The sequence below is a fragment of the Halostella salina genome, from assembly GCF_003675855.1.
In the GTDB taxonomy this organism is placed as follows: domain Archaea; phylum Halobacteriota; class Halobacteria; order Halobacteriales; family Natronoarchaeaceae; genus Halostella; species Halostella salina.
Genome location: NZ_RCIH01000003.1, coordinates 119,833 through 145,882, shown reverse-complemented (window position 1 = coordinate 145,882; position 26,050 = coordinate 119,833). Strand labels below are relative to the sequence as shown.

29 protein-coding genes are annotated in these 26,050 nt (G+C 67.8%); 12 read left to right on the top strand and 17 right to left on the bottom strand.

Features of this window, described 5'->3' with window-relative positions; genetic code table 11:
* The first annotated feature begins 88 nt into the window (after positions 1-88).
* Positions 89-616 carry an HAD family hydrolase gene (locus D8896_RS06800; RefSeq protein ID WP_121821664.1) on the top strand — a complete coding sequence of 176 codons (528 nt, stop codon included), beginning with the start codon at positions 89-91 and terminating at the stop codon, positions 614-616.
* Here the strand turns inward: D8896_RS06800 and D8896_RS06795 are convergent.
* On the bottom strand, positions 613-864 hold the full coding sequence (locus D8896_RS06795) for a DUF5822 domain-containing protein (RefSeq protein WP_121821342.1): 252 nt from the start codon (positions 862-864) through the stop codon (positions 613-615). The two genes, D8896_RS06800 and D8896_RS06795, sit on opposite strands and share 4 nt — an antisense overlap.
* A gap of 78 nt (positions 865-942) precedes the next feature.
* On the bottom strand, positions 943-1,173 hold the full coding sequence (locus D8896_RS06790; RefSeq protein ID WP_121821341.1) for a hypothetical protein: 231 nt from the start codon (positions 1,171-1,173) through the stop codon (positions 943-945).
* Between the two features lie 137 nt (positions 1,174-1,310).
* Between D8896_RS06790 and panB the strand changes: the two genes are divergently transcribed.
* Positions 1,311-2,120, top strand: coding sequence for a 3-methyl-2-oxobutanoate hydroxymethyltransferase (panB, locus tag D8896_RS06785; protein ID WP_121821340.1), 810 nt, complete (start codon positions 1,311-1,313; stop codon positions 2,118-2,120).
* Between the two features lie 30 nt (positions 2,121-2,150).
* Here panB and D8896_RS06780 read toward each other — a convergent pair whose 3' ends face one another.
* Positions 2,151-2,927 (bottom strand): alpha/beta fold hydrolase, encoded by a 777-nt coding sequence (locus D8896_RS06780; RefSeq protein WP_121821339.1) that lies wholly within the window; start codon positions 2,925-2,927, stop codon positions 2,151-2,153.
* A gap of 156 nt (positions 2,928-3,083) precedes the next feature.
* Between D8896_RS06780 and D8896_RS06775 the strand changes: the two genes are divergently transcribed.
* The 3 genes from D8896_RS06775 to D8896_RS06765 all read left to right on the top strand — a co-directional run bounded on the left by D8896_RS06775 (position 3,084) and on the right by D8896_RS06765 (position 7,049).
* Positions 3,084-3,335 carry an Hsp20/alpha crystallin family protein gene (locus D8896_RS06775; RefSeq protein WP_121821338.1) on the top strand — a complete coding sequence of 84 codons (252 nt, stop codon included), beginning with the start codon at positions 3,084-3,086 and terminating at the stop codon, positions 3,333-3,335.
* The gene (locus tag D8896_RS06770) at positions 3,332-5,596 is read left to right on the top strand and encodes a CDC48 family AAA ATPase (protein WP_121821337.1); all 2,265 of its coding nucleotides are present in this window, start codon (positions 3,332-3,334) and stop codon (positions 5,594-5,596) included. Before D8896_RS06775 ends, D8896_RS06770 begins: the two co-directional genes overlap by 4 nt.
* A gap of 196 nt (positions 5,597-5,792) precedes the next feature.
* Positions 5,793-7,049: an RNA-guided endonuclease InsQ/TnpB family protein gene (locus D8896_RS06765; RefSeq protein WP_121821336.1), complete on the top strand. Its 1,257-nt coding sequence runs from the start codon at positions 5,793-5,795 to the stop codon at positions 7,047-7,049.
* Positions 7,050-7,125: 76 nt separating this feature from the next.
* On the opposite strand, the gene bcp is transcribed toward D8896_RS06765, so the two are convergent.
* The 4 genes from bcp to D8896_RS06745 form a co-directional block, all read right to left on the bottom strand.
* Entirely contained in the window at positions 7,126-7,584 is a 459-nt protein-coding gene (bcp, locus tag D8896_RS06760) for a thioredoxin-dependent thiol peroxidase (RefSeq protein ID WP_121821335.1), read from the bottom strand.
* Between the two features lie 40 nt (positions 7,585-7,624).
* The gene (locus D8896_RS06755; protein WP_121821334.1) at positions 7,625-8,494 is read right to left on the bottom strand and encodes a hypothetical protein; all 870 of its coding nucleotides are present in this window, start codon (positions 8,492-8,494) and stop codon (positions 7,625-7,627) included.
* Positions 8,491-9,699 carry a DNA primase small subunit PriS gene (gene priS, locus D8896_RS06750; RefSeq protein ID WP_121821333.1) on the bottom strand — a complete coding sequence of 403 codons (1,209 nt, stop codon included), beginning with the start codon at positions 9,697-9,699 and terminating at the stop codon, positions 8,491-8,493. Before priS ends, D8896_RS06755 begins: the two co-directional genes overlap by 4 nt.
* Positions 9,700-9,774: 75 nt before the next feature.
* Positions 9,775-10,251 (bottom strand): GNAT family N-acetyltransferase, encoded by a 477-nt coding sequence (locus tag D8896_RS06745; RefSeq protein WP_121821332.1) that lies wholly within the window; start codon positions 10,249-10,251, stop codon positions 9,775-9,777.
* A 131-nt stretch (positions 10,252-10,382) separates the two neighbouring features.
* Between D8896_RS06745 and D8896_RS06740 the strand changes: the two genes are divergently transcribed.
* Positions 10,383-10,793, top strand: a complete 411-nt coding sequence (locus D8896_RS06740) for an archease (RefSeq protein WP_121821331.1) — start codon at positions 10,383-10,385, stop codon at positions 10,791-10,793.
* A gap of 75 nt (positions 10,794-10,868) precedes the next feature.
* Positions 10,869-12,326: an RtcB family protein gene (locus tag D8896_RS06735; protein ID WP_121821330.1), complete on the top strand. Its 1,458-nt coding sequence runs from the start codon at positions 10,869-10,871 to the stop codon at positions 12,324-12,326.
* A 9-nt stretch (positions 12,327-12,335) separates the two neighbouring features.
* On the opposite strand, the gene D8896_RS06730 is transcribed toward D8896_RS06735, so the two are convergent.
* Complete coding sequence (locus D8896_RS06730) at positions 12,336-12,563, bottom strand: hypothetical protein (protein WP_121821329.1); 228 nt, start codon at positions 12,561-12,563, stop codon at positions 12,336-12,338.
* On the bottom strand, positions 12,560-12,931 hold the full coding sequence (locus D8896_RS06725; protein ID WP_121821328.1) for a hypothetical protein: 372 nt from the start codon (positions 12,929-12,931) through the stop codon (positions 12,560-12,562). The genes D8896_RS06730 and D8896_RS06725 overlap by 4 nt, the downstream gene beginning before the upstream one ends.
* Before the next feature lie 99 nt (positions 12,932-13,030).
* Between D8896_RS06725 and D8896_RS06720 the strand changes: the two genes are divergently transcribed.
* Positions 13,031-13,882: a translation initiation factor eIF-2B gene (locus D8896_RS06720; RefSeq protein WP_121821327.1), complete on the top strand. Its 852-nt coding sequence runs from the start codon at positions 13,031-13,033 to the stop codon at positions 13,880-13,882.
* A gap of 94 nt (positions 13,883-13,976) precedes the next feature.
* On the opposite strand, the gene D8896_RS06715 is transcribed toward D8896_RS06720, so the two are convergent.
* A complete protein-coding gene (locus D8896_RS06715; protein ID WP_121821326.1) occupies positions 13,977-15,083 on the bottom strand; it encodes a Gfo/Idh/MocA family protein in 1,107 nt (368 codons plus the stop codon).
* A gap of 250 nt (positions 15,084-15,333) precedes the next feature.
* Entirely contained in the window at positions 15,334-15,864 is a 531-nt protein-coding gene (locus tag D8896_RS06710) for a DUF7344 domain-containing protein (RefSeq protein ID WP_121821325.1), read from the bottom strand.
* Between the two features lie 216 nt (positions 15,865-16,080).
* Between D8896_RS06710 and D8896_RS06705 the strand changes: the two genes are divergently transcribed.
* From D8896_RS06705 to D8896_RS06690, 4 genes are all read left to right on the top strand, one after another.
* A complete protein-coding gene (locus D8896_RS06705) occupies positions 16,081-16,599 on the top strand; it encodes a hypothetical protein (RefSeq protein WP_162991485.1) in 519 nt (172 codons plus the stop codon).
* A gap of 26 nt (positions 16,600-16,625) precedes the next feature.
* Complete coding sequence (locus tag D8896_RS06700) at positions 16,626-17,849, top strand: CARDB domain-containing protein (RefSeq protein WP_121821323.1); 1,224 nt, start codon at positions 16,626-16,628, stop codon at positions 17,847-17,849.
* Positions 17,850-17,872: 23 nt separating this feature from the next.
* The gene (locus tag D8896_RS06695) at positions 17,873-19,000 is read left to right on the top strand and encodes a signal peptidase I (RefSeq protein WP_121821322.1); all 1,128 of its coding nucleotides are present in this window, start codon (positions 17,873-17,875) and stop codon (positions 18,998-19,000) included.
* An 80-nt stretch (positions 19,001-19,080) separates the two neighbouring features.
* On the top strand, positions 19,081-20,223 hold the full coding sequence (locus tag D8896_RS06690; RefSeq protein WP_121821321.1) for a DUF5305 domain-containing protein: 1,143 nt from the start codon (positions 19,081-19,083) through the stop codon (positions 20,221-20,223).
* A 26-nt stretch (positions 20,224-20,249) separates the two neighbouring features.
* Here the strand turns inward: D8896_RS06690 and D8896_RS06685 are convergent, their stop codons facing one another.
* From D8896_RS06685 to D8896_RS06660, 6 genes are all read right to left on the bottom strand, one after another.
* Entirely contained in the window at positions 20,250-21,218 is a 969-nt protein-coding gene (locus D8896_RS06685) for a sugar phosphate isomerase/epimerase family protein (RefSeq protein ID WP_121821320.1), read from the bottom strand.
* Positions 21,219-21,274: 56 nt separating this feature from the next.
* The gene (locus tag D8896_RS06680; RefSeq protein WP_121821319.1) at positions 21,275-22,411 is read right to left on the bottom strand and encodes a S1C family serine protease; all 1,137 of its coding nucleotides are present in this window, start codon (positions 22,409-22,411) and stop codon (positions 21,275-21,277) included.
* A gap of 81 nt (positions 22,412-22,492) precedes the next feature.
* Positions 22,493-23,587 carry a Gfo/Idh/MocA family protein gene (locus D8896_RS06675; protein ID WP_121821318.1) on the bottom strand — a complete coding sequence of 365 codons (1,095 nt, stop codon included), beginning with the start codon at positions 23,585-23,587 and terminating at the stop codon, positions 22,493-22,495.
* A 114-nt stretch (positions 23,588-23,701) separates the two neighbouring features.
* Entirely contained in the window at positions 23,702-23,905 is a 204-nt protein-coding gene (locus D8896_RS06670) for a hypothetical protein (protein WP_121821317.1), read from the bottom strand.
* Between the two features lies 1 nt (position 23,906).
* Positions 23,907-25,085, bottom strand: coding sequence for an ABC transporter ATP-binding protein (locus tag D8896_RS06665; RefSeq protein ID WP_121821316.1), 1,179 nt, complete (start codon positions 25,083-25,085; stop codon positions 23,907-23,909).
* A 4-nt stretch (positions 25,086-25,089) separates the two neighbouring features.
* Positions 25,090-26,049, bottom strand: coding sequence for a carbohydrate ABC transporter permease (locus D8896_RS06660; protein ID WP_121821315.1), 960 nt, complete (start codon positions 26,047-26,049; stop codon positions 25,090-25,092).
* Position 26,050 lies beyond the last annotated feature (1 nt).

The window sequence follows — 26,050 nt, the reverse complement described above, 5'->3', positions numbered from 1 at the left end:
GGTTCGGTTCCGGCCAGGCCGCGGGTGGTTCGGCCGCGTGGGTGGTTCGACCGACACGACCATATCCGGGTGGGCCGTAGCGTCGGCCGTGCCACACAAACCGTACGACGGCGTCGTGTACGACCTCGACGGGACGCTCGTCGACCTGGCGGTCGACTGGGGGGCGGTCGCCGCCGACGTGGAGGCGGTGTACGAGCGCGCGGGAGTGGACCCCGACGGACGGAGCCTCTGGGACCTGCTCGGCGCGGCCCGGGAGGAGGGACTGTTCGAGCAGGTCAACGCCGCCATCGCCGACCACGAGCGCGAGGGGGCGCGGACGTCGCGCCGCCTGTCGACCGCCGACGAACTCGCCGCGCTGGACCGGCCGGCGGCGGTCTGCTCGCTGAACTGCGAGGACGCCTGCGCCGTCGCGCTGGAGACCCACGGGCTATCGGCCCACGTGGAGCGGGTCGTCGGCCGGGACACCGTCGACACGTGGAAGCCCGAACCGGAGTCCCTGCTGGCCGCCGTCGACGCGCTCGGCGTCGACCCGTCGCGAGCGGTGTTCGTCGGCGACTCCCTCCGCGACCGGGAGGCGGCCGAACGGGCGGGCGTCGATTACGTCGACGTGCGCTAGGGCGACTCGGGCGGTGCGTCGCGCCGCCGCTCGCGGACGTAGAATCCGAGGCCCGTCACCAGCCAGATCAGCGCGCCGACCCGGACCACGAACTCGGCGCGGGCCTCCCACGTCGGCAGGGTGACAAACAGCGAGAGCGCGACGACGACCGGCACGCCGACGGCGAGCGTCGTGAGGAAGGTGAGCTGCATGACCCGGGTCGTGTCGACCCCCTCCTCCGGTTCGTCCGTCTCGACGCGCTCTGGCACAGGCGGGCTTGGGTCGTACGCGGCTAATGCGTGACGGTTCGGGGCGGCTGACGCGTTCCCGGGTTCTGCTATCGGCGTTCACAGCGGCTGTGCGACGAGGTAGAGACCGACGCCGACCGCGGCCAGCCCGAGCAGACGGACCGGGAGCGTGTACTTCCGGGGCGGGTCCCAGTCCTCGCCGTACTGGCCGCGGTCGTGCGGTCCGCGGCCGACCAGTTGGATGCGGATGAACGCACCCGGGAAGGCGATCAGGAAGCCGCCGAGACCCACCGACAGGACGATGGCAAGGATCTCACGGATGCCGTACATGTCCGACCCGTCGAACCGGGTGACCGAAAAGCTGTCCGTCCGTCCCGGGTTCGGGACCGTCCCCGTCGGTCGGGGCCGTGCCAGCGATCCGTGCCGCGAGGCGGAGTCCTTTTGTATCGAAGCGTCAACGTCCGCCTATGCCTACCGTTCCCGAGGTGCAGTCGATGGCGGGGTCGGAGCCGATCACGATGCTGACGGCGTACGACGCGCCGACCGCGTCGCTGGTCGAGGCGGCGGGCGTCGACGTGATCCTCGTCGGCGACAGCGTCGGCAACGTCTCCCTCGGCTACGACTCCACGGTGCCCGTCACGATGGACGAGATGGCCAGCCGGACCGGGGCCGTCGTCCGCGGGACGGACGAGGCACTCGTGATCGCCGACATGCCGTTCCTCTCGGTCGGTGCGAGCCGCGAGCGAAGCGTCGAGAACGCCGGTCGCCTGATCAAGGAGGAGGGCGCGGACGCGGTCAAACTGGAGTCGGGTCCGCACACGGTCGAACTGACGGAGCACCTGGTCGACCTCGGGATCCCGGTCCAGGCCCACCTCGGGCTGACGCCCCAGCGCGTCAACCAGCTCGGCGGCCACACGCGCCAGGGGACAGACGACGAAGCCGCCGCTGAGATCCTCGACCTCGCGAAGCGCCACGAGGACGCCGGCGCGTTCTCGCTGGTGCTCGAACACGTCCCGGAGAACCTCGCGGCGCGGGTCACCGAGGAGCTGTCGATCCCGACCATCGGGATCGGTGCCGGCTCCGAAACCGACGGCCAGGTGCTCGTGTTCAACGACGTCGTCGGCCTGAGCGACTGGACGCCCCCGTTCGCCGAGCAGTTCGGCGACGTGCGCGGCGAGATGGAGGGGGCGCTCGACGACTACGTCGAGGCGGTCGAGTCCGGCGACTACCCCGGCGAGGACGGCGGCCACGAGGCGGAGTACGACGAGTTCTACTGACCGCGGCGGTCGGCGAAACCGCCGGACCGGCTACCCGTCCAGCCCGTCGAGGAAGTTCTCCAGGGCCGCGTTGAACGCCGCCGGCTGTTCCAGCATCGCCAGATGCGCCGCGTCCTCGACGACAGCGAGCGCCGCGTCCGGCATCTCCTCCGCCAGATACTCGTGGAACCACGGCGGCGTGAGGCGGTCGTGCTCCCCGACGACCGCCAGCGCGGGCACGTCGACCTCGCTCACCCGGTCGCGCTCGTCGAACGCGTGGCAGGTCCGGAAGTCCCGCTCGGTGACCGCCCGGCCGCAGTCGCGCATCGCGGCCGTCGACAGTTCGACCAGTTCGTCGTCGGGGTCGTCGAACAGGCGGCCCGGGCCGTGGAGGAACTCGACCGCGCGCTCGAAGTCGGTTGCCAGCCAGTGCAGGAGGTCCTCGTTGACCGAGAGGCGCGCGCCAGTGCCGGCGAGCACCACCCCGTCGGGATCGATCCCGCGGTCGAGGACGGCGTGCAGCACGACCGCGCCGCCCAGCGAGTTGCCGACGAGGACGCCGGCATCTGTCGCCTCGGCCACGGCGATCACGTCGTCCGCGTACGCGGAGAGCGTGCCGTACCCCGCGTCGGCGTCCACGTCGTCGGACGCGCCGTGGCCGCTCAGGTCGAGCGCCGCGACGGGCCGGTCGTCGGCCAGCCGGAACTGCGACTTCCACACGCCGCGTGCTCCGCCGCTGCCGTGGACCAGAAGGAGCGGCGTCCCGTCGCCGCCACGGTCCGAGCGCCGGTAGGCGGTCTCCCGCCCCTGATGTGTGACTGTCTCCATACCGGACCTTGGACGGGGGCGACCATAAAGTTCAATTCGCGACCGGCACAATGTTCGTGTGAACCGCAATTCAGCCGAACCTCCGAAACACCGCCCTTTCGAGGGGGAGCTGGAGAAAGGTTTAAATAGTAGTACGACTAACTTTGGGTTAGTTACATGAACCTCAATCAACTGGCCGACGGCGACGAACGGGTCGTCCGCGAGTACCGCTACGACGACGGCGTCGTGATCGCGGCCGACCTCGGACCGGTGGCCGACGCCGACGTCGACGTGCTGGCCGACACCGCCATCGTCGTGACCGGAACCGACGGGGACGAGGAACAGATCGAGATCGACCTGCCCGGCGAGGACGCGGAAGTGTTTATGAAAAACGGCGTCCTCACCATCGAACTGGAGGACGAAGCATGAAGCTCACCGTAAAACCACTCAAACAGAAAGACGCGGGCCGCGGACTGGCGGCGATCGACCGCGCCACGATGGGGGAACTGGACCTGGAGAACGGCGACTACATCCTCATCGGGGAGGGCGAGGACCGCGCCGTCGCGCGCGTCTGGCCCGGCTACCCCGAGGACGAGGGCCGCGGGATCATCCGGATCGACGGCCGCCTGCGACAGGAGGCAAACGTCGGCATCGACGACAACGTCACCGTCGAGACGGCCGACGTGAAGCCGGCGACCAGCGTCACCGTCGCCCTGCCGCAGAACCTCCGCATCCGCGGGAACATCGGCCCGCTGGTGCGCGACAAGCTCTCCGGCCAGGCCGTTACCGAGGGCCAGACGGTGCCGTTCCCGCTCTCCTTTGGCCCGATGTCCAGCAGCGGGCAGTCCGTCCCGCTGAAGATCGCCTCGACCGAGCCGAGCGGCACGGTCGTCATCACCGACTCGACCGAGATCCAGATCAGCGAGAAGCCCGCCGAGCAGATCGCCGGCGCGCCCGGTGACACGAGCGGCGGCGACACGCCGAACGTCACCTACGAGGACATCGGCGGTCTCGACGACGAGCTGGAGCAGGTCCGCGAGATGATCGAGTTGCCGATGCGCCACCCCGAGCTGTTCCAGCAGCTCGGCATCGAGCCGCCGAAGGGCGTCCTCCTGCACGGGCCGCCCGGCACCGGCAAGACGCTGATGGCCAAGGCGGTCGCCAACGAGATCGACGCCCACTTCGACACCATCTCCGGGCCGGAGATCATGTCGAAGTACTACGGCGAGAGCGAGGAGCAGCTCCGCGAGGTGTTCGAGGAGGCCGAGGAGAACGCCCCCGCGATCGTGTTCATCGACGAGCTGGACTCCATCGCCCCGAAGCGCGAGGAGGCCGGCGGTGACGTGGAGCGCCGCGTCGTGGCGCAGCTCCTCTCGCTGATGGACGGGCTGGACGAGCGCGGCGAGATCATCGTCATCGGCGCGACCAACCGTGTCGACGCCATCGACCCCGCGCTCCGGCGCGGCGGTCGCTTCGACCGCGAGATCGAGATCGGCGTCCCCGACAAGGAGGGCCGCAAGGAGATCCTGCAGGTGCACACCCGCGGGATGCCCCTGGCCGATGGGATCGACCTGGACCGGTACGCCGAGAACACGCACGGGTTCGTCGGCGCGGACCTGGAGAGCCTGACCAAGGAGGGCGCGATGAACGCGCTCCGGCGCATCCGGCCCGAACTCGACCTCGAATCCGAGGAGATCGACGCCGACGTGCTCGACCGGCTGCAGGTCACCGAGCGCGACCTGAAGGAGGCGCTAAAGGGGATCGACCCCTCCGCACTCCGCGAGGTGTTCGTCGAGGTGCCCGACGTGTCCTGGGACCAGGTCGGCGGCCTGGAGGACACCAAGGAGCGCCTCCGGGAGACCGTCCAGTGGCCGCTCGACTACCCCGAGGTGTTCGAGCAGATGGACATGGAGGCCGCGAAGGGTGTACTGATGTACGGCCCGCCCGGCACCGGCAAGACGCTGATGGCGAAAGCCGTCGCCAACGAGTCCCAGAGCAACTTCATCTCGATCAAGGGACCGGAGCTGCTCAACAAGTTCGTCGGCGAGTCCGAGAAGGGCGTCCGCGAGGTGTTCAGCAAGGCCCGGGAGAACGCCCCGACCGTGGTGTTCTTCGACGAGATCGACTCCATCGCGGGCGAACGCGGCCGCGGCACCGGCGGCGGCAGCGAGGTCAGCGAGCGCGTCGTCTCGCAGCTGCTGACCGAACTCGACGGGCTGGAGGAGCTGGAGGACGTGGTCGTCATCGCGACCACGAACCGCCCGGACCTCATCGACAACGCGCTGCTGCGGCCCGGTCGGCTGGACCGGCACGTCCACGTGCCCGTCCCCGACGAGGACGCGCGCCGCGCGATCTTCGAGGTCCACACCCGGAACAAGCCCGTCGCCGACGACGTCGACCTGGACTGGCTCGCCGGCGAGACCGATGGCTACGTCGGCGCGGACATCGAGGCGCTCGTCCGCGAGGCGTCGATGGCCGCCAGCCGCGAGTTCATCGACTCCGTCGACCCCGACGAGATCGGCGAGAGCGTCGGGAACGTCCGTGTGCGCCGCGAGCACTTCGAGACTGCGCTGGACGAGGTGACCCCCAGCGTCACCGAGGACGTCCGCGAGCAGTACGAGGAGATCGAAGAGCAGTTCGACACCACCGAGGTCGAAGGCGAGGAGACCGTCGGCCGGACGTTCCAGTAGGTCGGTCGCCGGTCGGTCGCTGTTTTTTCAGCAGTTTCGAGGCGGAGCCCCCGGCCTCAAGGAGCGAGAGCTTCCGGCTGGTCGGAAGCGCGAAGCGAGTAGGCCGGGGAGGAAGCCGACACTCACGACACAAACTACGAGACAGTAGCTTCCCGACTCCCGAGTTATTAAGTACCGCCGAATCAGAATCTGAAGTATGGCGGTCAGGCGTACCGCGCCGGTCAAACTCGTTGTTCCCGACGAGTACCGTGATGACCTCCACGAAACCGCCGAGCAATTCCTGTACTGTGCGAACGAGGCGAGTGACTACTGCTGGGACAACACCGACTACGAAGACTGCGTCACCTCGAACGTGACAGCCCGGGATGCGTTGTACGACCGGCTGCGCGAGGAGACTGAACTCACGGCGAACCTTGTCCAAGAAGCCATCCGGCGTGCCGTTCACGCTGTCGATAGTGGTGTTGACCGCTGGAAAAACGGCAAGCGGACGAACAAGCCGGAGTTCACCTCCTGGAGTATGGTCTACGATAAGCGCAGTGCGACGTTCTATCGGAACAAAATCTCACTGTCAACGGTGAACGGGCGTATCGAGTGTGATTTCGAGTTGCCAGCGGATAGTCCAACGCCGTACGAAGAGTACGTCTTGTCCGAGGAGTACGAGTTTCGGACGAGTACACTCCAGTACGACCAAGCCAGCAACGAATTCTACTTCCACGTCAAAACGCGGAAGATAGACGAAGATGGAGAGGCTGTTGAGATCGAGGGTTCGGCCGATCCCGGGCACCAGACAGTCCTCGGGATCGACCTCGGTGTGAACAGTCTCGCCGTCGCCACCACAGGGACGTTCTGGAGTGGTGATGAGTACGACCACTGGATCCGGGAGTTCGAGAACCGCCGAGCAGAAATGCAACAGCGTGGCACACAAGCCGCACACAACGCCGTCCTTCGACTCGGGAAGCGAGAGCGAGCATGGCGGAAACAGTACATCCACACGGTCGCCAACGAGATCGTTGAGGAAGCGGTTGACTACGACTGCGACGTGATCGTATTCGAGGAGTTGACGGATATTCGAGAGCGACTCCCTCACGCTGACTGGCATCACGTGTGGGCGTTCCGCCGTCTTGTCGAGTACGTTGAGTACAAAGCTCCAGATCGAGGGGTGGCTGTAGAGCAGGTCGAGCCTGCCCATACGAGTCAGCGGTGTTCTCGGACTGATTGTGGGTTTACTCACGAAGACAACCGGGACGGCGAGCAGTTCCAGTGCCTGAAGTGTGGGTACGAAATCAACGCGGATTACAACGGCGCGAAAAACGTCGCGTTACGGTATATGCGGAAGCGACACCACAGCCTGCGTTCCTCGCCCACGTCGGGGAGCGCAGACGCACCAGTAGACGTGCGTATACATGGTGGGATGTTGAACGGTGACGGCTATCGGCCAACCGCCGACAGCTAATCACCGGAAGTCCACATCAAAGCCCCTCCCTCAAGGACCGAGGCGCGTATGCGCCGAGGGAGTAGGGAGAGGTAGTTTACTCGTCCAGATCCGCTAGGATCGCCTCGGCGTGGCCCTCCGGCGAGACGCCCTCGTACGCGAACTCGATCTCGCCCTCGGCGTCGATGACGTACGTGTTCCGGAACACGCCGTCGAACGTGTTGCCGAACATCTGCTTCTCGCCGTAGGAGTCGTACAGCGTCGACACCTCGCCGTGCTCGTCCGAGAGGAGCGTGTGCGGGAGGTCGTGGTCCGCCTCGAACGTCTTGAGGTCGGACACCTCGTCGTCGCTGACGCCGAGGACGGCCACGTCGCGGTCCTCGAACGCCGCCCAGTTGTCGCGGAAGCCACAGGCCTGCGTCGTACAGCCCTCGGTGTTCGCTCGCGGGTAGAAGTACAGGACGACTCGCTGGCCGCGGAAGTCCGACAGCGAGACGAGGTCGCCGTTCTGGTCGGGCAGTTCGAACTCGGGGGCCGACTGGCCGGTACAGAGCATACCCCGAGTCAGCACTCGGGGTTACAAACGGGTTCCGCTTTCAGTCCAGCCGTTCGGCGGCGTCCTGCTGGATCAGCGGGTCGACGTTCTGGTCGGGGAGCGACACCACGTCCTCGGCCGCGAGTTCGTACTCGCGCTCGTCGACGCCGAGGATCTGCCCCACGTCCTCCGTGATGCGGACGGTCGAACGGTCGGTGCCGGACGGTGCCCCGGCCGGGGCCGTTGCTTCGTCCTGCGACGACGTGTCGCCGTCGTCGGCCACCGCACCGCCGTCGGTCTCCGTGGTCGCCTCCGGTGACGGCGTCGGGGTCGACGTGTCGTTGGACTCGTCGGCACGTTCCTTTTCGGCCTCGGCTATCGGTTCGGGCACGGCGTCGCCCGTCTCGGGGACGGGGTCGGGCACGGCGTCGTCATCGCTCGCCGCCTCGGTCCCGTCGCCCATCAGGTCGGCGGCGGCGACGCCGTCCGACGACTGGGTTGGCTCGGTCTCTGTGGGCGGTTCCTCCGTCGACTCGCTCGTCTCCTCGCCGGAGAGCGTGTCGAGCACGACCCCCTTGTTCGCCTCGATCCGGTCGACGATGTCGGCGTACAGGTCCTTCTCCTCGGTCGTCAGGCCCTCCTCGTCCGACTGCATCCCGGCCGCGGCGATGCTGGCGCGCTTGACGATCTTCCCCATCCGGCGCTCGTACACCGACTCGACCACCTCCTCTGCCGTCTCGATCTCGTCGGTGAGACGGCCGACCTCGGGGTCCGAGAACGGGTCGTCGGCTTCCTCGGCCGCGCGGTCGCGCTGGGCCTTCAGGTCCGCGATGTACTGGCCCACGTCGGCGTAAAACGAGTCGCGGAGATGCTGCAAGCTGTCCTTCTGCCGTTCCTTGCTCTGGACAGACCGCAGTTCATCCAAGTTCATTCTTCACCCTTTTCGGCGTGGCCGCGGGCCATCAGGAAGACGCCCACGGGTTCCGGTACAGTTTGTGTGCCCTCCGATACCGTAAAGGTGTCGCCGCCGAGCGACACGTCACCGAAGTCGGGGTTTCCGGCCGGCGACAGGTCCGTCACGTCGGTCACGTCGACCGCGATGGTGTTGCCGACGAACGTCTCGGGGACGGCGTCGACAAGGGGGTCGAAGCCGTCCAGTTCGTCGCGCGGGATGCGGCGGACCGCCAGCCCGCTCCCGCCGTGGAGGCTCCCCGGCAGGCGGATGAGGCGGTTCGTGTCGGTGGTGACCGGCTCGTCGATCGGCGCGCTCTCGGTCTCCAGCACGCCCTCCGCGAGGATGCGAGCCACCTGAAAGAAGGCGGGGTGGACGTCGACGTTCCCGCCGCGGATCCGCTCGGCGTTCGACCGGGCGGCCGTCAGCGCCGCCGTCGCCTTCCCCTCGCCGATGCCGTCGAACTCGCGCAGGCGCTCCAGCGCGTCGGCCTCGTCGGCCGCGAGCAGGTCGTCGACGAACGCGCAGATCCGGTCGTGGACGCGGGCGCTCCAGCCGCCCGTCGTGTCGAGGGTTCGCTTCTGGGCCGGCGTCTCGCGGCCCATGCCGGCGACGGCCTCGGTGTCGACCAGGTCGTCGAACTCGACGTCGATCCCACGGACGTAGTCGACGACCTCGCGGCGCGCCTCGCTGTCCAGTTCGCGGACGCCCGGGTCGCGGACGTGGACGTGGTAGCCGCGCCCGCCGGAGAACACGACCGTCAGGTCCTCGAAGCCGAAGTCGTTCTCGAGGAAGTCGAGCAGGCGCTCCAGCGCGTCCTTGCAGGCCGCGAGCATCTCCGGGTAGGCGGTCTCGGCGGGATCGACGCTCGGCAGGTGGTCGGCGTCGAGGTCGAACACCAGGTCGGCCGACTGCCACCCCTTCTCGCTCATCGAGTTCGCGCTCGGGTCGGCGTAGCGCCCGGCCGAGAAGTAGACGTGGCGCGGGCGCTTGCGCTGGAGGAAATCGGGGAGCGAACCGATGTCGAGCAGCGAGCGATGGCGGACCATCGTCGTGCCCGGCCCCTCCGTCCAGGGGATGAAGCCCCACTCACGGTCGGGGGCGTCCGGCGGCGGCGTGATCTCCGCCCGCCGGTAGTGGTCGCGGAACCGGCCGCGGAGATACCCCCGGGTGTGCTCCTCCATGTCGTCAGTTCGGTATGCGCGGGGGTGGGAAAAGGATGCCGAACGCGCTCGCGGTCGCTCGGCGTCGTCGGTTCGCTACCCGCGGATGATGTCGGAGAGCCGTTCGGCGATCCCCGCGTCGGAGCCGAGCTTCAGGTAGTAGGCGTCGCCGCCGTCCTCGTAGTAGTTGTCGATGCGGCGCTTGATCTCGAAGCCGAGATGCTCGTAGAACTGGAGGGCGTTCTCGTTGGTGGTCCGGGCGTGACAGGTGACGGTGGAGTGGTCGTCGGCGACGCGGGCGACGAGCTGCTCGCCCAGCCCCTCGCCGCGGTGGGCCGGCGCGACGGCGAGAAACAGGATGTAGCCGTCCCGGCGGGCCGCCGCGAAGCCGACGAGGTCGCCGTCACAGAACGCGACGTGGACCGTCGAGCGCTGGTAGGCGTCGGTGAAGAAGCTACGGCGCTGTTTCAGCACGCCGTCGTCCTGCCGGATCGACTCCTTGAGGTCCCACGCCTCCTCGATGAACTCGTCGCTGCCGGCCCCGACGACCCGGATGTCGACCTTGACGCTCACTGCCTCCCTGTAATGCGTTCGCAAATATAATTCCACCGGCAGCCCGCGGCGACGGCGGGTCACGCGCCGGCGAGTGACCACCACCGACACGGATCCGAACCCCCAAGCCGCCGGGCGGGATACGACCGGGCATGCCCTACGAACTCCGGGACCACACCGCCGACGTGGCGGTGGCCGCGAGCGGCGACCGGCTCGGGGACGCGTTCGCGGCCGCGGCCGACGGGCTCGCCGCCGCGATGTGCGACGACGTGCCCGACGCCGGCGACCGGTTCGACGTGACCGTCGCGGCCGAGGGGCGTGAGGCGCTCCTCTTTGACTACCTCGATGAGCTCATCTTCCAGCGCGACGTGCGGTCGGTGTTACCGGTCGACAACCGGGCGACGGTGACCGAGCGCGACGGCGAGTGGCACCTGTCCGGGAGCGCCCGTGGCGTCCCGCTATCGGCGGTCAGCGCCCGCGAGGTGAAAGCCGTCACCTACTCCGAGATGGACCTGCGGGAGACCGAATCCGGGTGGGCGGCGTACGTCGTCTTCGACGTGTAGCGCGACGGGTCGCCGGCGGCCGACGCCGTCCCCGGAGACGAAACGTATTCCGGGCCGCCTCCCCCACGTTCGCGTATGACCACCTACGACGCCGACGGCATCACGCTCGAAAAAGTGCGTGAGTACGTCTGGGAGATTCCGCGAGAGGGCGACATGCGCGCTCCCGCCCGCGTGCTAGCGAGCGAGGCGCTGCTGGACGAAATCAGCGAGGACAAGACGCTCCAGCAGCTGAAAAACGCCACCCATCTGCCCGGGATCACGAACCACGCCATCTGCATGCCCGACGGCCACCAGGGGTACGGCTTCCCGGTCGGCGGCGTCGGTGCGCTGGACGCCGAGAACGGCTGTATTTCGCCGGGAGCGGTCGGATACGACATCAACTGCGGCGTCAGGATGATGACGACGGACCTGACGTACGACGACGTGCGCGGGAAGGAGGAGGAACTCGTCGACGCCCTGTTCGCCAACGTCCCCTCGGGCCTCGGCGGCGGCGGCATCGTCGACGGCGACGCCGACACGGTCGAGGAAATCCTCTCCCGCGGCGTCGAGTGGGCCGTCGAGGCGGGGTACGGCGTCGAGGCGGACCTGCGCGCCTGCGAGGACGAGGGCCGCCGGCCGGACGCCGACCCGTCGGCCGTCTCGCAGAAGGCCAAGGACCGCGGCCGCAACCAGATCGGCAGCCTCGGCAGCGGCAACCACTTCCTCGAAGTCCAGCGCGTCACGGACGTGTTCCGGGAGGACGTGGGCGAGGCGTTCGACCTTCGGGAGGATCAGATCGTCGTCCTGATCCACTGCGGGAGCCGCGGACTCGGTCACCAGGTGTGCAACGACTACCTCCGGCGGATCGAGCAGGAGCACGGCGACCTGCTGGCCGACCTCCCGGACAGGGAACTCGCCGCCGCGCCGGCCGGCTCGGAACTCGCCGAGGAGTACTACGGGGCGATGTGCGCCGCGATCAACTTCGCGTGGGTGAACCGGCAGGTGATCATGCACCGGACGCGCCGGGTGTTCGAGCGCGTGTTCGACCGCACCTGGGAGCAACTGGGGATGGAGCTGCTGTACGACGTGGCCCACAACATCGCCAAGAAGGAGACCCACGCGGTCGACGGCGAGGACCGCGAACTGTACGTCCACCGGAAGGGCGCGACCCGCGCGTTCCCCGCCGGACACCCGGAGGTCCCCGCCGCGTACCGCGACGTGGGGCAGCCGATCATCATCCCCGGGAGCATGGGCGCGGGGAGCTACGTCCTGCGCGGCGGCGAGTCGTCGATGGACCTGACGTTCGGCTCGACGGCCCACGGCGCGGGCCGGCTGATGAGCCGGACGCAGGCCAAGCAGGACTACTGGGGCGGCGACGTGCAGGACGACCTCGAACAGCAGGGCGTCTACGTGAAGGCCGAGAGCGGCGCGACCGTCGCGGAGGAAGCGCCGGGCGTGTACAAGGACGTGGACGAGGTAGTGCGGGTCTCCGACGCGCTCGGCATCGGCGACAAGGTCGCCCGGACGTTCCCCGTCTGTAACATCAAGGGCTGACCGGCAGCGTCAGCCGATCCGGAACTCGCTGGTGTCGTCGTCATCACCGTCCGCGCCGTCCGCGTCGTCCCCGTCGCCAAGCAGCTTCCGCGCCGTGAGCGTCACCGTCGCCTCCGGCGAGTCGTCGTCCGCCCACGGGCTCTCGTACACCGAGAGTTCCGTCTCGGTGACGTCCCAGCCCGCGTCTTCGAGCAGCGATACGAGTTCGCGCTGTTCGTCGAGTACGTCGTCGTTCATGGGTTGAAGTCGAACCGCGGCGTGTCTTCGAGCGACGGCCCCTCGTGGAGTTCCCGGCCGCGCTCGTACTTCACGTAGTTGAGGTAGAACGTCCGCCCGCAGCCGTCTTCCCCGTCGTCCGGACCGCTCCCGCCGTCTTCGCCGTCCGGGTCGCCGACGGTATCGGACGCCGTCCGATCGCCCGGGACGCTTTGCGTCCCGATGCAGACGAACTCGATCCCGTCTGCCTCCTCGTACTCGCCGGTCGTGCTGGCGTACTCCCGGCCGTCCTGTGGCTCCGCAGTCACGGACTTGTCGCGCATGTACGGGTTGCGGTCGATGGCGACGACCGCGTCGCAGTAGGGGCAGGTGTAGGTGACCGATACCATCGTTCCGACGTAGGGCGCGCGGCCAGTTAGCTCCGGCGGGCGACGGGTGGGAGTCGCTCCCCCGCAAGGGCTTTGTCGGCAGGCGGTTTGGATCACCGCATGATCGACGAGACGGTCGAGGAGATCGAGGCGATGCAGACCCACAGCTCCTCCGTCGTCGCCGTGAAGGCGACCCGCGCGCTCGGGGAGCTGCTCGACCGCGAGTTCACCTCCGTCGAGGCGTTCCACCGGGACATCGAGCGCAACAGCAAGACGCTCCGCCGGGCGAACCCCTCCCATGCGTCCCTCCAGAACGCGCTCCGCGAGGTCGAACACGAGGTGCTCGACGCCGACGACGGGACCGTCGAGGACGCAAAGGCGCGGCTCCGGCAGGTCATCGACCGCGTCGCCGACGATATCGAGACGGGCAAACGGGAGGCGGCCGCCCGCGCGGCCGAAACGCTGGCCGACGGCGAGACGCTGCTCACGCACGCCTACTCCACGACGTTCCTCGAAGCCGTCGAGCGGGCGGTGCAGAACGGCAACTATCTCGACGTGTACGTCACCGAGGCGCGGCCGCGCTACCTCGGGCGGAAGACGGCGCGGACGCTCGCCGGGATGGACCGCGTCGACACGACGCTGCTCACCGACGCGGCCTGCGGCGAGGTGTTACCCGACTGCGACCGCGTGCTGATGGGCATGACCTCCATCGCCGACGACACGCTGTACAACCGCGTCGGCACGTTCCCGATCGCGGCGACGGCCGCCCAGCTCGGCGTCCCGATGAGCGTCGTCGGCTCCGGCGCGAAGATCATCGACGAGGGGTTCGTCTTCGAGAACGAGTACCGCTCGGCCAGCGAGGTGATGCGCGAACCGGCCGAGGGCTTTGCCGTCGAGAACCCGAGTTACGACGCGACGCCGCTCTCCCTGCTCGACAGCGTCATCACTGACGAGGGGCAGCGCGAGTTCTGAGGGTTTCAGCCCACCCAGCGGTGCGGTCGAGCACCTACCGTCCCTCGACCTCGACCCACTCTCCGGAAACCGCCCAGCGGTGCGGTCGAGACGCCTACCGGCCCTCGACCTCGACCCACTGGGCGGTTTCGTCACTCCGCTCCACGGCGTCCAGCACCTGCTGTGCGGCGTAGCCGTCCTCGAAGCTCGGCTCGAACTCGCCGTCGTTTTCGACCGCCGAGAGGAACTCGTAGTTCTCGTGGACGAACGTGTGCTCCCAGCCGATGACGTGGCCCGGCGGCCACCAGTGGTCGACGTAGGGGTCGTCCTCGTCGGTGACGAGCACCGTCTCGTAGCCGCGGTTGCCGTCCCGGAGCACCTCGAGTTCGTTCAGTCGCTCCAGCGAGAAGCGGAGGCTACCCTCCGATCCGTGGACCTCGATGCTGTGGTCGTTCTTGTGGCCCGTGGCGAAGCGCGACGCCTCGAACGTGCCCATCGCGCCGTTTTCGAACTCGGCCTGCGCCGAGTAGGCGTCGTCGACGGTGACCGGACGGGTTTCGTCGCTGCCTTCGACCGGGCGCTCGTCGACGAACGTGGTCAGGTGGCCGCTGACGCGCTCGACCTCGCCGACGAGGAACCGCGCCAGGTCGACGGTGTGCGCGCCGAGGTCGCCGAGCGCGCCGCTGCCGGCCAGTTCCTCGTCGTTGCGCCACGACCACGGGGCCTCGGGGTCGACCAGCCAGTCCTGGAGGTACGTGCCGCGGAAGTGCCGTATCTCGCCGATCTCGCCCGCGTCGATGAGGTTCTTCGCGTACTGGATCGCCGGCACGAACCGGTAGTTGAACGCGTTCCCCGCAGGGACGCCCGCGTCCCGCGCCGCGTCGCGCATCTCTCCGGCGTCGTCGAGCGTCGGCGCGAGCGGCTTCTCGCAGAAAACGGGCGTCCCGGCCTCCAGCGCCGCGATGGAGGGCTCGGCGTGGACGTGGTTCGGCCCGAGGTTGTAGAAGACGTCGACCTCGTCGACCACTTCGCGCCAGTCCGTCGCAGTGCGGGAGAAGCCGAGTTGGTCCGCGGCGTCCGCGAGCGCCGCCTCGTCGCGGCCGACGATCACGTCCCGTTCCACGTCCGGTGCGTCCGGGAAGAACATCGGCAGCCGCGCCAGCGCGTTCGCGTGGGCCTTGCCCATGAACCGGTAGCCGAGTACGCCGACCTGTAGCGTCATGGACGGTGGTTCGGCGGGATCGGATTTAGTGTTTCCGCGACGGGAGAGGTGGTCTGCCGGCTACTCCGGGACGCACTCGACCGTACCTTCCTCCATCGAGGTCGACACCCGGATCCCGATCCTTCCCCGGAGTGGTATCGTCACGGTCGTGCTGTCGGTGGCCCGTGTACGACCGTGATAAACCCGTATCCAATCGGTTCGACGACACAGCGAACCCCGCCGAGGACGAGTCAGTCACCTCGCAGCGCTCTCAGGGCGGACGCTCCATCTCGCCGAGTTCCATCTGCCGGTTCTGTATCACGTGTACCACGGCCGACGCCGCGAAGAGACCGAGGACGAGTGCTGCCCAGCCGAGTTCCGGGATCGGAGTGGTCGGCAGCAAGCCGACCCAGACTCCCCCAAGGATCCCGGCACCGACGACCGACAGGCCGAGGTAGTACACGCCCCACGGGATCGAGCCCTCCGGAACCACGTCCATGTACACGTCGAGTTCGTCGGCGGCGTCGGTGAGTTCGACCTCGTGGTCCTCGTACTCGATCATCCCCGCCTCCTCCAGCGTCGGGAGGTGGGTCTGCTGGAGCGACGTGTACACGCGCTTGCGCTCGGCGGAGGTGATCTCCGAGACCGTCTTGTCCTCCTCCCACGCCGCGACCTGCTCGGCCAGATCCGACAGCGTGACGGTGTCCTCTGCCTGCTTGCAGAGCTGGATCGTGTAGCGACGGCGATGGTTGCTCAGGATCGAAAAGAGTTCGTCCTTCCCGTCGTCGCTCTGTGCCGCCATTCCTGTTCGTTCGAACCAATCTTCTGACGTGATATATGGCTTGTGGCTCCCCCGTCGTTGGTCGTTGTTTCACTCCGATATCCCCGGTTCAAGCGGGGGTTTCGGACCGTTCAGGTACGGTGTGAACCCCGGTCAAGCTCACTAATACAAAGTGGTAGGGGTCTCTTGGGTGGTGTAAGCACGGACTACCGTGCATCGGAGACAACAACAATGAGAATGAATCGACGCAACGTACTGATCGGTCTTGGCACAGCAGTGGTCGGCGGCGGCGCGGCGTTCGGGTCGGGCGCATTTACGAACGTGGAAGCCGAACGGACAGTCGACCTACAAACCAGCGGAGACGGTAGTGCTCAGGTGCAGCTTTCCGTCTCGGACGGTCTCTCAAGTGGCGGAGATACTATCGAGCTGAGCGAGCAGGACATCAATGCAGATGCCATCACGAGATACAACGGTGGGTTAACGATCACGGTTCCGTCGGGGACTGACGGGAGTAAATACGATGTCTATATCGAGAACCCGTCGGAAAATAGCCTTCTGAAGACGAGTGCGGATACGAGCGATACCGGATCTGCGATTCAGTTCGTCGGTAGTACTGACCCGGAAACGCTGGACACAAGTGGTGGCAGTGATGATTCGGTGACCCTCGACGTCGTGATTAATTCCAAAACCATCACCAGTGGTGGATCTGATATCGGCCCCGATACGATCACTATCCGAGTTGAGGACACTTCCTGAGGATACCGTATCCTTTCTCGCCGTACATGCGCTTCAACGTCCTCGCCGTCGTCGCCCTCCTCCTCGCTGGCCTCGCAGTCCCCACAGCAGCGGCCGTCGCGGTCGAGGACGGGAACACCGACGACGCCGGAGTAGTCACTCTCCACCCGCACGACGGCCCCAACGGCGAGTACGCGACGGTCCGGAACGGCGAACTCGCCGTCGAACTCGTTGACCTCAACGACGAGGCCGTCACCACGGCGGACCGCGTGTTCTCGGTCACGGCCGACGAGGAGCCGGTCCGCGTCGCGGTTGAGGACACCTCCGACGCCGTCACGTTCTACCGCGGGGGCGACCCGTCGAACGAGGTCGAAGGGCGGAATAACGCGGTCCGGCTCGACCCCGGCGAGTCACTGGCGGTCGGCGTCGAGGTCGACACGCAGGGCAGCGACGCGGGGTCGCTTTCCTCGTTCACCGTCGTCGCACTCACGCCTGACGGCGAGGAGCCGGTCGACGAGGAGGACGTGTACCTGGACAGCTTGACCGGGTCCGGTGCGGCGGCAGACGGCGAGGGCTTCGGGCTGGCGAACGGGACGCTCGTGGACATCGACAGCACTATCGACCGGGCGGAGGTGGACTCCGGGGAGCGCGTCGCCGTCACTGCGACGGTGACGAACCGAGGGAACCGGACCGCGACGGTGCCGGTCCCGTTCCGCGTCGACGGCGTGACGGTCGACGACCGACGGGTTCGTGTCGGCGCGGGCGAGACCCGGACCGTGACGTTCGAGCGCCGGTTCGAGCGGAGCGGGGAGTACGCGCTGGCCGTCGGCGACCGGGAGATCGGGCCGGTCACGGTGACGGAACCGGACGGCCCCGCCCCCGACTTCGCGGTGACGAACGCGACGGTGACCGACGACGATGTCGATGTCGGCGAACCCGCCACGGTGACGGCGACGGTCGCGAACGACGGCGACGCGGACGGAACGTTCACCGCCGAACTCGTCGTTGACGGGACCGTCGTCGCGACCCAGCGAGTCGCCGTCCCGGCCGGCGAGACCCGGACCGTGACGTTCGATCGGTCGTTCCGGAGTGAACGTGACGCCACGGTCGGCGTCAGCGGAACCACCGCCGGGGCGGTGAGCGTCGGGGGCGGGGACGCCGGGCTGGTCACGCCGTCGATGATTCGCACGTCGGCGTCGGGTGCAGCGGTGGTGGGACCGCTGCTGCTCGGTGCCGGGCTCGTCCGGCAGCGTCGGCGAAAAGGACTATAACCGGGCGTTGACATGGTCCGATAGTGACAGTCCGTGCAGCCGTCAGGGGGGTCGTCGAGGCCCTCTTGATCGTCGCGCTCGTCTCGCTTCTGCTCGGACAGGCGCTCGGCCAGCCGATCCTGCTCGGCTACGTGACGACGGACAGCATGGAACCGGAGATCTCGGCGGGCGACGGATTCGTCGTCCTCCCGACGGCGGTGACGGGCGAGGTAGAGGAAGGCGACGTCGTGGTGTTCGAGGCCCAGCGGCTCAACGGCGGCGGCCTGACGACCCACCGCGTCGTCGACCGGACGACGGAGGGGTACGTGACGAAGGGGGACAACAACCCCTTCACCGACCAGGACGGCCCGGAGCCGCCGGTTTCGGACCGACAGATACGCGCGAAAGCGCTGCAGGTCGGCGGGAGCGTCGTCACCATCCCGCATCTCGGGACCGCCGTCGACGGCGCTCGGGGCGTCGTCACGGGGGTCGTCGGTCCGACGACGCCGGGCGACAGCGTCGGCGGCATTCTCGTCCTTTCGGGGGCGGTGCTGTTCGTTGTCGCCGGGCTGACGGGGTCGAAGGACCGGCCGAAGACGCGGGCGCGGACGCGCCCGAACGTGCTCGACAAACGGCTCCTGTTCGGCCTGCTCCTGCTGATCGTGGTCGTCCCGACGACGGCGGCCATGACGGTGCCCTCGGGAACGATGGAGTACGCAGTCCTCGGGGCCGAACAGACCGAGGACGACCCGCTGATCGTCGAACCCGGCGGGGAGACGACCGTCGAACAACGGATCAAAAACGACGGCATGGTGTCGACGGTCGTCGTGGTCGAACCGGCCAGTGAGGGTGTGTCTGTATCCGACGAACGGGCGACGGTCCCGAGCGGCAGCGCCACCGCGACGAACGTGACGCTCCAGGGGCCGGCGGCCGAGGGTGTCGCCTACCGCGAGGTGACCGAGCGGCGCTACGTCGCGCTTCTCCCGGCGGGTGTGATCGAGGGGCTCCACGACGTCCACCCGTGGACCGCGATCGCGGCGATCAACGGCGTCGTCGTCGCCGGGGTCACGCTGCTGGTCGTCCTCGCCGTCGGCCTGCGGGACCAGCGACTCAGGTCGATCGGCGGCGAGCGGTCGGTGACTGACCGCCTGCGGAGACGGCTTGGATTGTGAACATTTATGAACGAGAACGGCAACGAAAACAACATGATCGATTGCGGGCCGAACGCCATCGCGTCGGGAGGCGAGGGTCGATGAGCGACCTTTTCCCGCCACGCGTTCGTCTGGTCACGGCCCGGTACGGCCGCGAACTGGCCGTGGCGTGTGTGGTCATCGGGCTGATCACGCTTGCGGCCGGCGGGGCCGTCGCTGCGACGTCGGAGACGGAGACCGTGACCGAGGAGCGAAACCCACAGCGCGTCGAGACGGCAGTCGAGACGAGCGCCGTGGTGGCCGACGACGACTCCGTCTGGGAGGAAGGGGCCACGCTGGAGAACAACGCGCGCTACCTGATCAACGACACGCCCGTCCTCACGGTCACGCCGGTCACGGACGCGCCGAGCGGGACGGAGGTGACCCATCAGCTCCGGATGGAGGTCCGTGCTGTCGCCGACGGCGAGACGTTCTGGCGCAACGAGACGGTGCTGGTCAAGGAGACGACGACCGCCACCGACGGGACGGCCCGGACGAACGCCACCATCGACGTGCGCGAACTCGACGAGCGACTCGACAACACGACCGAGCGCCTCAGAAACGTCGGGTCGCTCTCCGTCAGCCTCTCGGTCAGCACGACGTACGACACGGGCGACTACGCCGGCGAACTGTCGGCCAGCGCGCCGCTCCGTGTGACCGAGAACGCCTACTGGATCGACGGCGAACTGTCGTCCGACCGCCAGCACTCCACGCCGGTCACCCGAGAGACCGAGGTCCCGCCGGACTACGGACTCCTGCTGTCGCTGTTTGCCGGTAGCGTCGGCGCGTTCGGCATGGGTGGCGTGCTCTGGATGGGCCGCGAGGACGCGGTCGACGTGGGGGCGATCCGCGAGGAGATCCACCGCCGCCGGCACGACGAGTGGATCTCCTGTGGGTCGATCCCGATGTGGGTCGACAAGGAGCAGGTCCAGCTGGACACGCTGGAGGACGTGGTCGACGTGGCGATAGACGGGAACCAGCGGGTGATCCACGACCAGCGGTCCGACATCTACGCCGTGATCGACGGTGACATGATCTACTACTACTGCCGCGAGGGGTCCTGGGACCAGATGGCGTGGCCGGACGTCGGAACGATCGACGCCGCGGCCGAGGAGCAGTCGGCCGCCGAAGCGGCGGCGAACGCCGACGGGATGCTCGGGGACGCACCCGACCCCGACGACGAGGACGCCTGGGAACAGCTCTGACCGTCCGCGGTGGTCCTTCGGCGGCGCTACACCCAGTGGGCGTCGCCGGGCGTCGTCTCGAACACGGCGCGTGAGAGCACGTCGACGGCCTTTTCCAGCCCCTCCCGCGAACTCGTCAGCGAGTCCTCGTGTTCGATCGAGAGCGTGCCGTCGTAGCCGACCATCCTGAGCGTCGAGACCACGTCCTTCCAGTGTGCCTCGCCGTGGCCGTAGCCGATTGAGCGGAACAGCCACGAGCGGTCGGCCTCCTCGGTGTAGGCCGTCGTGTCGAGCACGCCCTTCTCGCGGGCGTTGGCGTCGTACACCTTCGTGTCCTTGGCGTGGAAGTGGTGGATCGCGTCCGCCTCGCCGAGCAGCCGGATCGCGTCCGTCACGTCGATCCCCTGCCAGTAGAGGTGTGAGGGGTCGAAGTTCGCGCCGATCCGCTCGTTGGTCGCCTCGCGGAGCCGCAGGAGGCCGTGCGGTTCGTACACGAGCATGTTCGGATGCATCTCGATAGCGACGTTCACGCCGTGGTCCTCCGCGAACTCGGCGATCTCGGACCAGTAGGGGATCGCGACCTCCTTCCACTGGTACTCGTGGGCCTCGGCGTGCTCGTTGGGCCACGGCGCGGTGATCCAGTTCGGCACCTCGTCGTTCGGGCCGCCCGCCGGCAGGCCCGAGAACGTGGTGACCGTGTCCACGTCAAGCTGGGCCGCGAGCTCGATGGCCTCCCGTAGCTCCCGGTCGGCTTCCTCGGCGGTCGCCTCGTCAGGGTGGATCGGGTTGTTGTGCGTCGCCAGCGCGCTGATCTCCATGTCGTGTTCCGACAGGAGACCCAGCAGTTCGGCCTGGGCCTCGTCGTCGTCCAGGTACTCGTCCCGGGGCAGGTGCGTGTCCCCGGCGTGGCCGCCGACGCCGGGTTCGACGGCGTCGACGCCGATGCCGTTCAGATACGCCAGTGCGTCGGCCAGCGGTTCGCCGTACAGCGGTGGTGTGTGGACGCCGATCTGCATACCCCTCGTTTCGGCGACCCGCGGCAAAAATCAGGGGGTCGAGGCGACCACTTCGCTCACGCGCCCGCCGGTCCCTCGCCCGGTGCCGGGCGCTCCCCGAGCGTGACGTTCACCGTCGTCCGGTTGCCGTCCCGGAGGACGGTCAGATCCACCTCGTCGCCCGGCGCGGTCTCCCGGGCGAGGTAGCTGCCGAGGCTTTCCTGAGAGGTGACGGCCCGGCCGTCGACCGCGACGACCACGTCGCCGCCGACGGGGACCTGCTGTCCGTCGACCGTCACGGTGTCGTTGCTCCCGACCAGAACCCCGTCGGCGGGACCGTCGGCCGCCGTGCCGACGACGAGCACGCCCTGGCTCTCGTTCAGTCCGTTGGCTTCGGCCACCGCCGGCGTCACCGGGACCGTCCCGACGCCGAGGTACGGATGCTCGTAGCTCCCGTTCGCGATCAGTTCGGGGACGACGCGTTCGACGAGCGCCGGCGAGACGGCAAAGCCGACGTTGTCACCGCCGCCGGCACGGTTCACGCCGACCACGTCGCCGTCACAGTCGATCAGCGGGCCGCCGCTGTTCCCGGGGTTGATCGACGCGTCAGTCTGGACCGTGTCGGGGATCGAAAAGCCCGCGCCGGTCGGCATCGACCGGTTGACGCCGCTGACGATGCCGTGGGTCATCGTCCCCTCCAGCCCGAACGGGCTGCCGAGCGCGGCGACCCGCTGGCCGACTGGCGGGCTGTCATTAGCGACCGGGAGGGTCTCGACCCCGTCGGGCGTGTCGTTCACCCGGACGACGGCGAGGTCGGTGTACACGTCGGTGCCGGTGACGTTCCCGGACCGCACCGCGCCGTCCGCGAAGCGCACGTCGACGGCGGCGGGGTCACGCTCCGCGCCGTCGACCGGACCGCCCGGGCCGACGCCCGCGACGACGTGTTCGTTGGTCACGACGTAACTCGTTCCGTCGTCACGCTCGTACACGAACCCGGACCCCTGCCCGCCGTCGGAAAGCACCTGTGCGACGGCCGGACTCGCGTCCTGATACAGCTCCTGATACTGACACGCGGGCTGTGTCGTGGCGTTCCCGTCCTCCTGTGCGTACACGTCCTCTTCCGTCGGTAACTGCGCGAGCGTCGGGACGGCAACGGCGACGACGAGCGTAAGCAACACGACCGAGGCACCGACCCAGACCGCCTTCCTGACCATGGTCGGCCCATTGGTAGGTCGGGCGTTAAACGGGCCCAGTCGTTCCGCACCGTTTCGACCGTTCCACCCGGTAATAGCGGCTTATTCCCGCCGAAGCTCCGGGTCCTCGACGCTCCGGAGCGAGACGGCCTCGTTGCGCTCGCTGGACCGGTAGATGGCGTCGATGACGCGCTGGACGGTCAGCGCCTGCTCCATCGTGTTCCGTTCGGGTGCCTCGCCGGCCTCGACCGCCGAAAGGAACGCCTCCTGTTCGGACTTGTGGGCGTCGTTCGGACGAGTCTCGACCGTCGTGTCCGTCAGCTGGTCGGTCCCGACGTCGCTGGACTCGTACAGTGTGAGGTCGCCGGTCGACTTGTCGAACTTCGCGCCGGCCCCGCTGCCGCGCAGGATGAACTCCTGGTTGCTCTCGCGGTTCGTCGCCCACGCGACTTCGAGCGAGACCGTCGACCCGTCCGCACAGCGGATGAACGCGCTCGCGGAGTCGTCGACGTCGAACCCCTCCGGCCCGATGTCCTCGCCCCACATCTCGATGAAGGAGTACTCGTCGCGGTCGCCGAACTGCGCCCGCGTCTGTCCGGACACCTCGACGACTTCGGGGAAATCGAGGAAGTACAGCGCCAGGTCGATCGCGTGGACCCCGATGTCGATGAGCGCGCCGCCGCCGGCGACCTCCTTCGAGGTGAACCACGACCCTCGCCCGGGGATCCCCCGCCGCCGGATGTAGTTCGCCTCGACGTGCCGAACGTCGCCGAACCGTCCCTCCGCCTGATGGCCCTTGATCGCCTCGACGGGGTTCGCGTACCGGTTGTTGAACCCGGCCATGCAGAACCCGTCTGCCTCGGCGGCGGCCGCGGCGATCCGTTCCGCGCTCTCGACGGAGTGGGCGAGCGGCTTCTCCAGTAACACGTCCAGTCCGGCGTCGAGCGCGTCGGTCGCGTACTCCTCGTGGTACTTGTTCGGCGTCGTGATGATGACCGCCTCGGCGACGTCGAACAGGTCCTCGTGGTCGTCGTATGCGGCGATACCGTACGTCTCCGTGAAGTGGGACCGTGCCCCAGCGTCGATGTCCATCCCCCCGACGACGTTCGCGCCGAGTTCCCGGAGTCGGTCCACGTGATACTGGCCGATGTTGCCGAGACCGACGATCCCGACTCGTGGTGCGGTGCTCTCAGTCATTGATTGAACTTCACCCGTAGCCGCGGTTAACTCTTCAGGTTCGGATCCCCGAATGCGCCCGGTTGCCGGGCGGCCCCGGTCGGTCCCGGGACCGGCATGGCGTCACCGGCGCGTTCAGTACAGCTGTCGTTCTCGTTCCTCGCGCTCCTCCTCTTCCTGCTGTTCCTCCTTGAGCCGCCGCCGACCGCGCCGGTACTTGCGGATGCCCGGGATGATCTTGTTTTTCAGGTCCAAGACGAACGACGCGATGCCGTACACCCAGAAGAAAAACAGGACCGTCCCGCCACCGAAGTAGACGAGTTCGGCGGCACCCACCATCTCAGTCGTCACCTCCGGGTTCCGGTTGCTCCTCGGCGGTCTGGGGTGCCGTCATCCCGTGGACGATGGCGTCGCCCGAGGCGCTGTCGAACAGGTGAACCTTCGAGCGGTCGAGGACGACCTCGACGTCCTCGTCCTCCTCGATCGCCGAGTCTGGGTCGACGCTCATCAGGAGCTGGCCGCCGCCCCGGCTCTCCATGTCCATCGACCCGTCGCCGTTGCCGAACAACAGGTAGACGAATATCTCGTCGCCCATCGGCTCCAGCACGTCCGTCGTGGCCCGGATCCGCTTCGTCGGCGTCGCGAGCCGCTCGGCGTTCTCGGACGGGTACACGTCCTCGGGCCGGATGCCCATCGTGACCTCCTGGCCGACGCTCACGCCGTCGACGGTCGACGGGTCGAAGTCGAGCACGAAATGCTCGGTCTCCAGCCCGGCACCGGTGATCTCGCCGGACATGAAGTTCATCGACGGCGAGCCGATGAAGCCGGCGACGAAGAGGTTCGCCGGCTCGTTGTAGCAGGTCAGCGGCGGGTCGATCTGCTGGAGTTCGCCGCTGTCGATCACCGCGATGCGGTCGGCCATCGTCATCGCCTCGGCCTGGTTGTGGGTGACGTAGATGATCGTCGTGTCGAGCTGTTTGTGGAGCCGCTGGAGCTCCGTCCGCATACTCACGCGGAGCTTCGCGTCCAGGTTCGCCAGCGGCTCGTCCATCAGGAACACGTCGGGTTCCCGGACGATGGAGCGGGCGATGGCGACGCGCTGTCGCTGCCCGCCGGACATCTCGTCGGGCATCCGGTCGAGCATACCTTCGAGCTGGACGATCTCCGCCGCGTTGTTCACGCGTCGGTCGATCTCGTCCTTGTCGAAGTCCCGGAGCCGAAGCCCGAAGCTGATGTTGTCGTACACGTCCATGTGCGGGAACAGCGCGATGTTCTGGAACACCATCGCCACCCCGCGGTCCTTCGGCGGCAGGTTCGTCACGTCGCGGTCGCCGATGAACACCTTCCCCTCGGTGGGTTTGGTGAGTCCGGCGACCGTCTCCATCGTCGTCGACTTCCCGCAGCCTGACGGCCCGACGAGACAGATGAACTCGCCGTCCTTCAGGTCGAGGTTCATGTCGTCGACGGCCGTCACGTCCTCGTAGCGTTTCGTGATGTGTTCGAGTTTGACTTGTGCCATTGTGTTACTCCTTGAGTGCGCCCGCTGTGAGGCCGCTGACGATGCGTTCCTGCGCGATGACCACGAGTATCACGACGGGTAACACCCCGATGATGCTCGCCGCTGCCATCAGGTCGTAGGCCGTCGCGTACTGGGTCTGGTAGCTCAGGATCCCGCCGACCAGTGGCGACCACTGGCTCGGTTCGTTCGACAGCGCCATGATCGACGAGAAGAAGTACTCGTTGTACACCGAAATGAACGTCAGCACGGCGGCAGTGGCGACGCCCGGTGCTGACAGCGGCATGATGACCCGGAACAGCGCGCCGATCCGCGTCGTCCCCTCGACCCTGGCGGCGTCCTCCAGCCCGTCCGGGATCTGGGCGTAGAACGTCGTCAGGATGAAGATGGACAGCGGCATGAACAGCGCGCTGAAGGGAAGTATCATCGACCCCGGCGTGTTCAGCAGCCGCGGCGGCTGGAAGAGAACGAGGTCGACGAAGGGGATCTCGACCGGCGTCCGGCCGGTGAACACCCGGAACAGCGGCACGACGAACGCCGCCGGCGGGAAGTAGGAGATGGCCAGGATCCCGAGCATCAGCGGCCCGCGGCCCGGGAACTCCAGCCGGCCGAACACGTACCCCGCGAGGCTCGCGATGAAGATCACGATGACCGTCGTCACGATGGCCAGCACGAAGCTGTTGAACACGTACAGGTGGAACGGCTCCTGCTGGAACACCGTGATGAAGGACTCGGGGTTGAACCCGTTCGGCGTCGGCGGGAAGGAGAACTGCGTCATCAGCTCCCGCGGCGTCAGCGCCAGCACCAGCAGCCAGTAGAACGGGAACAGGGTCGTCACCAGGAAGAACCCCGTCGCGCTGTAGAACAGCGCCCGGTACACCTTCTGCGGGTTCTGTATCGCGTCCCGCACCCATCGCTGGAGCGGTCCGCGCGCCTCGTCGTCGTCGGGTTCGGTTGCGGTCGACATC